This window comes from Flavobacterium sp. IB48, from assembly GCF_016405855.1.
GTDB lineage: Bacteria > Bacteroidota > Bacteroidia > Flavobacteriales > Flavobacteriaceae > Flavobacterium > Flavobacterium ginsengisoli.
Map to the genome: position 1 here is coordinate 498,400 of NZ_JAEFCA010000002.1, position 6,537 is coordinate 504,936.

Consider the following 6,537-nt stretch of genomic DNA (forward strand, 5'->3'; position numbering starts at 1 on the left):
AATCAATTTAAATCATATAACCCAATGCCTGTACCAGATTTTCAAACCATTATGCTACCTTTTTTACAAAACTTAAAAGATGGCAATAAACAATCGCTAAATCAAGTCATGGAGAATTTAGCAAGTCATTTTAATTTAACACAAGAAGATTTAGCAATATTAGTTCCAAGTGGACAAATGGGATTGTTTAGAAATCGCGTTGGATGGTCACGAAGTTATTTAAAAAATGCAGGATTAATTCATTATCCCGAACGTGGCGTATATCAAATTACGCAAATTGGTTTAAATTTTCTAAAAACAAATCCTAAGAAATTAAGAATGCAGGAACTTCTTCAATTTCCCTTGTATAATGAATGGAGATCTACTTTTAACTCAAACACAGAATCAGGCTCAATAGTTGAATCTAACACTAATAAAGAAGAAGAAGTCTTAACTCCACAAGAAAGATTAAGTACAACTATTGATACAATTAACCAGCAATTAGCATCAGACATATTAGATACTCTAAAAAGAAATACTTTTCAATATTTTGAAAAGTTTGTTGTTCAACTACTTCAATCAATGGGATATGGCGGCTTTAGTAAAGATTCTGGTGTGGTTACTGGTGCCAGTGGTGATAATGGTATCGATGGCGTAATCCTGCAAGATGTATTAGGTTTAGAATCAGTAGGAATACAAGCCAAAAGATATACGGACAACAGCACAGGATCAAGAGATATCCGAGACTTTATAGGTTCTCTAGCTGTTAAAGGATTTAACAAAGGTGTGTTTCTGACAACTTCTTCATTTTCTCAAGAAGCAATAAAAACTGCGTCAGAAAGCAAACAACATAAAATAATACTTATCGACGGCAAAAAATTAGCCAATTTAGCAATTGAATTTAATGTAGGTGTTCAGATTGAAGAAACTATTTTGTTAAAAAGAATTGATATGGATTTCTTCGAAGAAATATAAATCATCCTTTAATTTCAATATTAAAAAAAAGAGTCTGCGTAAACAGACTCTTTTTCATTTAAAAAATATTTCACCCCAAACTCATCCCGCCATCCATAATAATATCTGCTCCAGTCATAAAAACTGCAGCATCACTACTTAAATGCGAAACCATTTTAGCCACATCTTCTGCCCTTCCCATTTGTTTTAGCGGGACTTTTTCTATTACGACATCCATAATGCCTTTTACGGTGGCTTCGTCTAGACCTACTTTGTTCATGACTTCGGTTTGAGTTGGTCCTGGGCTAACCGAATTGACACGAATCTTTCTTGGCGCTAATTCTAAAGCCGCCGATCTCATAAACGAATTCAAAGCCGTTTTACTCGCCGAATAAACCGAAGATCCCGGACCTGGCATACTCGCAGTATTCGAAGAAAGAAATACCACCGAAGCGCCGTCTTTCAAAATCGGAATAAATTTGCTTAAAGTGAAAAAAGCGCCTTTTAGATTCACATTCATAATGCTGTCGTACAACTCTTCTGTAGTTTGTTCAATTGTTCCTAAACCCGCAATTCCCGCATTAATAAACAAAATATCAACCGAACCGAAATCGGCTTTTACCTTTTCAGCCAGTTTTTCGATATCCGAAATATTCGATTGGTCTGCTGTAATGGCTGTAACGCCTAGTTCTAAAGCTGCCGTTTCTATCGCCTCTTTTCTTCTTCCTGTAATAATTACTTCTGCCCCCTGATCTCTTAATAATTGCGCTGTAGCATATCCTATCCCACTATTTCCGCCTGTTATGACTGCCACTTTATTTTTTAAATCGTCCATTTTATATGTGTTTTAAATTAATGAGACAAAGGTAAATTCAAAATGGTATAACTTTGTAACCAGTATCACAGAGTATACCAGAAGTACATTTTAACATTAAAATAGTATTGAAAAATAAGTTTTAGCAAAAAGTCTCATTTTTATGTTAAATATTGAATTCGTATTCTTTACTTTTTTGGTTAAAATTCTTCGATTTCTTTAGTTTTTTCAATCAATTTTCTTAATTTATTTTTAAAACTTCATTAAACGGCTGTTAAATCTTAATCAGAATTCATTGAAAATTCTGCAGAAAAAGGTATATTTGAGTAATACAGAAATTTATTATCGTGCAAGAAAAAACAAAATCACATAGTTTTATATTTCCAAAAACTCCTACTGGAGTTGACGGATTAGACGAGATTACAGAAGGAGGATTTCCGCAAGGACGACCAACTTTAATCTGCGGTGGTGCGGGATGCGGTAAGACTTTATTGTCTATGCAGTTCCTAATAAAAGGAATTACAGAGCATAACGAACCAGGAGTTTTCATGTCTTTTGAAGAACCTTCAGACGACTTGACTCTAAATGTTAAATCATTAGGCTTTGACCTTGAACAGCTTAAAAAAGATAAAAAGCTTGTTGTAGATCATGTGCGCGTTGAAAGATCAGAAATTGAGGAAGCGGGCGAATACGATCTTGACGGCTTATTTATTCGTTTAGGACACGCTATCGATTCTATAAAAGCCACTCGTGTTGTATTGGACACCATCGAATCGCTGTTTTCTGGTCTGGACAATCAGGCCATTTTACGGGCAGAATTACGAAGATTATTCCATTGGCTTAAAACCAAAGGCGTAACTGCCGTTATTACGGGAGAACGTGGCGAGGCTACGCTAACCCGTCAAGGTCTGGAAGAATACGTTTCAGACTGCGTAATTGTTCTCGATCACCGTGTAATTGAACAGGTTTCGACTAGAAGACTTCGAATTGTAAAATACAGAGGTTCAACACATGGAACCAATGAATATCCGTTTTTAATTGACGAAGACGGAATTTCAGTTCTTCCCATTACTTCTCTAAAATTGGATAACGAAGTTTCTTCAGACATTATTTCTACAGGTGTTCCTGGACTAAATGAAATGTTTCATGGCGGCGGTTTCTATAGAGGAAGCAATATTTTGGTTTCGGGAACGGCGGGAACGGCTAAAACGACAGTTGCCTGTTATTTTGCCAATGAACAATGCGAAAAGAACGAAAGAACGATTTATTTCGCTTTTGAGGAATCACCGCATCAATTGGTGCGCAACATGAAATCAATCGGAATTGATCTGGAAAAACACATCAAAAAAGGCATTTTGCAAATACATTCTTCTCGTCCGTCATTAAATGGTTTAGAGCTGCATTTGCTTACGCTTAGAAAATTAATCAAAGAGTTTCAGCCTACTACCATTATTATTGACCCAATCAGTAATCTTATTTCGGTAGGAAGCGAACACGAAGTGCGCTCCATGCTCGTTCGATTGATTGATATGCTGAAAGCCAATAATATTACGGCCATGTTTACGTCATTAAACAAACAGACCGATAATTTCAGACCAGATCTGGCAGAAGAATCGGTTTCTTCATTGGTGGATACCTGGATTACGGTTCGTGATATGGAAGGAATTGGCGAAAGAAACCGCGGTATTTTTATCATTAAAGCCCGCGGAATGGGACATTCTAACCAAGTAAGAGAATTTGTGATAACGAGTAACGGAATCGAATTATTAGATGTTGAATTAGGTCCGCAGGGAATTTTGACGGGAGCGGCAAGACAATCTTATCAATTCAAAAAAACCATGTCGGATATTAAGCTTCAAAACGAAATTAGCCGAAAAGACAGGGAAATTGAGCGTAAACGCAAAGTCCTTGAGGCGAATATTGAAGCGTTGAGAACAGAATTTGAATCGGCTGAAGAAGAACTAAGCATCCTTAAAGCAACAGAAGAATTGCAGGAAAAACTGTCTTCTAAGAAAAAATAAATCAAATGAAAAAAGAAGTAGCCGAATGGCAATTATTGCTTTATATAGCGGGACAAACGCCAAAATCGATCAAGGCGCTCGAAAACATAAAGAAGTATGCCGAGGAACATTTAAAAGGAAAATACAGCATCGAGATTATCGATTTGCTGAAGAATCCGCAATTGGCAGAAGGCGACCAGATTTTGGCCGTACCTACTTTGGTGCGTAAATTTCCCGAACCTATTCGTAAAATTATAGGTGACCTTTCTAATGAAGAAAGAGTGCTTGTAGGACTTAACATCAAACCTATAAACTCTTAATCATGGAAGATTCATCTGATGGCACTAGTACAACCAAACATAAGTTTACGCTTTTTGTTTCAGGTATGTCTGTTAAATCAGGACATGCAATCGAAAATATACGCAAAATCTGCGACACACATCTCACCAACAATTATGAATTAGAAATTGTTGATATCAGCCGTGATAAAGAACAGGCTGTGATTCATCAAATTGTAGCCATTCCTACCTTGATCAAAACACAGCCAAAACCTAAAAGAATCATTTTAGGAGATTTATCAGATAAAGAAAAAGTATTATACATACTTAATATAAGCGAATAGTTTGAAGGAAGGTAAAAGAAATATAACCGATTTATTAGCAGAAATTGAATCATTGAAGGAAGAACTTTATGAATCAAACAGTATTGTTAATGCTATAAAACAAGGAGATGTAGATGCGCTTGTGGTAAGCAGTAATGGAGTTCCCGAACTATATTCTCTAGAAACTGCCGATTACACGTATCGTCTTCTTATAGAGAAATTTGGTCAGGGTGCGCTGAGTATTTCAAGAAATGGATTGATACTCTACTGCAATGAGCAATTTTCAAAATTAGTCGGTCTTCCATCAGAAAAAATAACAGGAACGTACATTTATGAGTATTTTACAAACCAGACGCAGTTTGTTTCTCTTATAGAAGCACTGAGATATGGAATTACTAAACACGAAATACTTTTAAAATCAGAAAATGAAAAGACTTTTCCAGCTTATATCGCTTTAACTGATCTGGAACCCGCTGTAGAAGCTATTGGAGTTGTGATTACCGATTTGACTGAAAAGAAAAAGCATGAAGAAGCTTTAATTCGCCATCAGAAAGAATTAGAAGAAAAAATAAACGAACTAAATAAAATCAATCGTAATTTAGAGGAATTTATTCATGTAATCTCGCACGATTTAAAAGAACCGCTGCGGAAAATTGTCATGAATACTAGCAGAATTGACGGAAGCTATTTTAAAGAAGCCGATACAAAAGCTGTAAATGTCATGAAATTGTCGGCTTTAAGATTAAATTCGCTTGTAGATGATTTAGTGCAGTATTCTTCGCATACCGCACAGGAAGAACGAACAGAAATAGATTTAAGAACCATAATTACGGAAGTTATCGAGGATTTTGAAATTATAATTTCTGATAAAAAAGCCGTTATCAAAATAGGGAAAGTTCCCATTATTAAGGCTTCTCGAGTGCAGATGAGACAGCTTTTTTCTAACCTTATTTCAAACGCCATTAAATATAGCAAAACAGATATCACTCCTGTAATAGAAATTTCGCAGGAAGAAAATTTAGATACTGAAATACCAAATCAAAATGCTAAATTTGTAAAGGTTCAGATAAAAGACAACGGTATTGGAATGGAAGAAAGCCATTTGCTTAAAATATTTGTCATTTTTCAGCGCCTGCATGCCAGAAACGAATACTCAGGAAACGGTATTGGCCTCGCGATCTGTAAAAAGATTATGGAAAACCATTCTGGAAATATTACCGTTGAAAGTACATTGAACAAAGGAACCATATTTAACCTTTACTTCCCAATCTTATAAAATGTCAGAAAAATATAATTTACATATCGTAATTGCTGAAGATGACATGGATGATGCAGATGTTATTACAGAAACTTTTACCAATAATCCAAATTTTAGCAAAGTCAGTCTGGTTGCCAATGGCGAGGAACTACTTAATTACCTAAAAAACGATCAGAACGAAAATCCCGACGTTATTCTTACCGATATCAATATGCCTATTATTGACGGTATTGAAGCTTTGCAAGAAATTCTTAGCAACGATGAATTAAAAAATATTCCGTGTTTTGTTTATTCCACAAGCATTAATCCTTCTTACAAAGAAAAATGCGACGATATGGGTGTAAAAGCCTACTTAATTAAACCCTATTCTTTTGAAGCTTTCGCTGAAATTCCGAAAACTATTTTAAGTATTATTGAAGCTTAAATTTCTCGTTTAATCTTAAACTTTTTCTTCATTATTTTAGATTTATGGTATAACTTTGTAACCAGTAAATTTTCTAAACTAATGCTGTTTTGTTATGGAAAGAAATCAGAAAGAAGAAGTACAAGCGCTTCAGGACACACTGCATGTTTTGGGCGGAAAATGGCGTTTGCCGATCATCAATTCAATCTGCAACGGAAATCATCGTTTCAGGGAAATCGAACGCAGTATTCCGGGAATTACGACACGCATGCTTTCGCGAGAACTCAAAGAAATGGAATTGAATATGCTGATCAAAAGAACTGAAGACCGCGATGCCGAAATTCAGGTTAAATACGAATCGACGCCTTATTGCAAATCTTTTGGCCCTGTGATCGAAGAAATGATCAAATGGGGAAAATCGCATCGAAAGGAGATTATTCGAAATTCTTAAAATATTCTCCCGCAGATTTTGCAGATTTCGCAGATTATACAAATTAAAAAAAACTGCTTTATCAGTTGAATCTGCGA

8 protein-coding genes are annotated in these 6,537 nt (G+C 35.5%); 7 read left to right on the top strand and 1 reads right to left on the bottom strand.

The features are described from left to right. Positions 1-24 precede the first annotated feature (24 nt). Entirely contained in the window at positions 25-954 is a 930-nt protein-coding gene (locus JC605_RS09260; RefSeq protein ID WP_198855899.1) for a restriction endonuclease, read from the top strand. A gap of 70 nt (positions 955-1,024) precedes the next feature. Here JC605_RS09260 and JC605_RS09265 read toward each other — a convergent pair whose 3' ends face one another. After that, a complete protein-coding gene (locus JC605_RS09265) occupies positions 1,025-1,768 on the bottom strand; it encodes an SDR family oxidoreductase (RefSeq protein ID WP_198855900.1) in 744 nt (247 codons plus the stop codon). A gap of 326 nt (positions 1,769-2,094) precedes the next feature. Here JC605_RS09265 and kaiC point away from each other — a divergent pair, with 326 nt between their 5' ends. The 6 genes from kaiC (at position 2,095) to JC605_RS09295 (ending at position 6,460) form a co-directional block, all read left to right on the top strand. Further along, complete coding sequence (kaiC, locus tag JC605_RS09270; RefSeq protein ID WP_198855901.1) at positions 2,095-3,768, top strand: circadian clock protein KaiC; 1,674 nt, start codon at positions 2,095-2,097, stop codon at positions 3,766-3,768. A 5-nt stretch (positions 3,769-3,773) separates the two neighbouring features. Further along, on the top strand, positions 3,774-4,067 hold the full coding sequence (locus tag JC605_RS09275; protein ID WP_095927489.1) for a circadian clock KaiB family protein: 294 nt from the start codon (positions 3,774-3,776) through the stop codon (positions 4,065-4,067). A 2-nt stretch (positions 4,068-4,069) separates the two neighbouring features. Continuing rightward, the gene (locus JC605_RS09280) at positions 4,070-4,369 is read left to right on the top strand and encodes a circadian clock KaiB family protein (RefSeq protein ID WP_198855902.1); all 300 of its coding nucleotides are present in this window, start codon (positions 4,070-4,072) and stop codon (positions 4,367-4,369) included. 1 nt (position 4,370) lies between these two features. Beyond that, a complete protein-coding gene (locus JC605_RS09285; RefSeq protein ID WP_198855903.1) occupies positions 4,371-5,624 on the top strand; it encodes an ATP-binding protein in 1,254 nt (417 codons plus the stop codon). Position 5,625: 1 nt separating this feature from the next. Continuing rightward, positions 5,626-6,030: a response regulator gene (locus JC605_RS09290; protein WP_198855904.1), complete on the top strand. Its 405-nt coding sequence runs from the start codon at positions 5,626-5,628 to the stop codon at positions 6,028-6,030. A 94-nt stretch (positions 6,031-6,124) separates the two neighbouring features. Then, positions 6,125-6,460 carry a helix-turn-helix domain-containing protein gene (locus JC605_RS09295; RefSeq protein WP_177209806.1) on the top strand — a complete coding sequence of 112 codons (336 nt, stop codon included), beginning with the start codon at positions 6,125-6,127 and terminating at the stop codon, positions 6,458-6,460. Positions 6,461-6,537 lie beyond the last annotated feature (77 nt).

Excerpts from the sequence above, each read along its gene's own strand:
- JC605_RS09295 (WP_177209806.1), top strand. The coding sequence starts at position 6,125 with ATGGAAAGAAATCAGAAAGAAGAAGTACAAGCGCTTCAGGACACACTG.
- JC605_RS09260 (WP_198855899.1), top strand. The coding sequence starts at position 25 with ATGCCTGTACCAGATTTTCAAACCATTATGCTACCTTTTTTACAAAAC.
- JC605_RS09280 (WP_198855902.1), top strand. The coding sequence starts at position 4,070 with ATGGAAGATTCATCTGATGGCACTAGTACAACCAAACATAAGTTTACG.
- JC605_RS09290 (WP_198855904.1), top strand. The coding sequence starts at position 5,626 with ATGTCAGAAAAATATAATTTACATATCGTAATTGCTGAAGATGACATG.
- JC605_RS09265 (WP_198855900.1), bottom strand. The coding sequence starts at position 1,768 with ATGGACGATTTAAAAAATAAAGTGGCAGTCATAACAGGCGGAAATAGT.
- JC605_RS09275 (WP_095927489.1), top strand. The coding sequence starts at position 3,774 with ATGAAAAAAGAAGTAGCCGAATGGCAATTATTGCTTTATATAGCGGGA.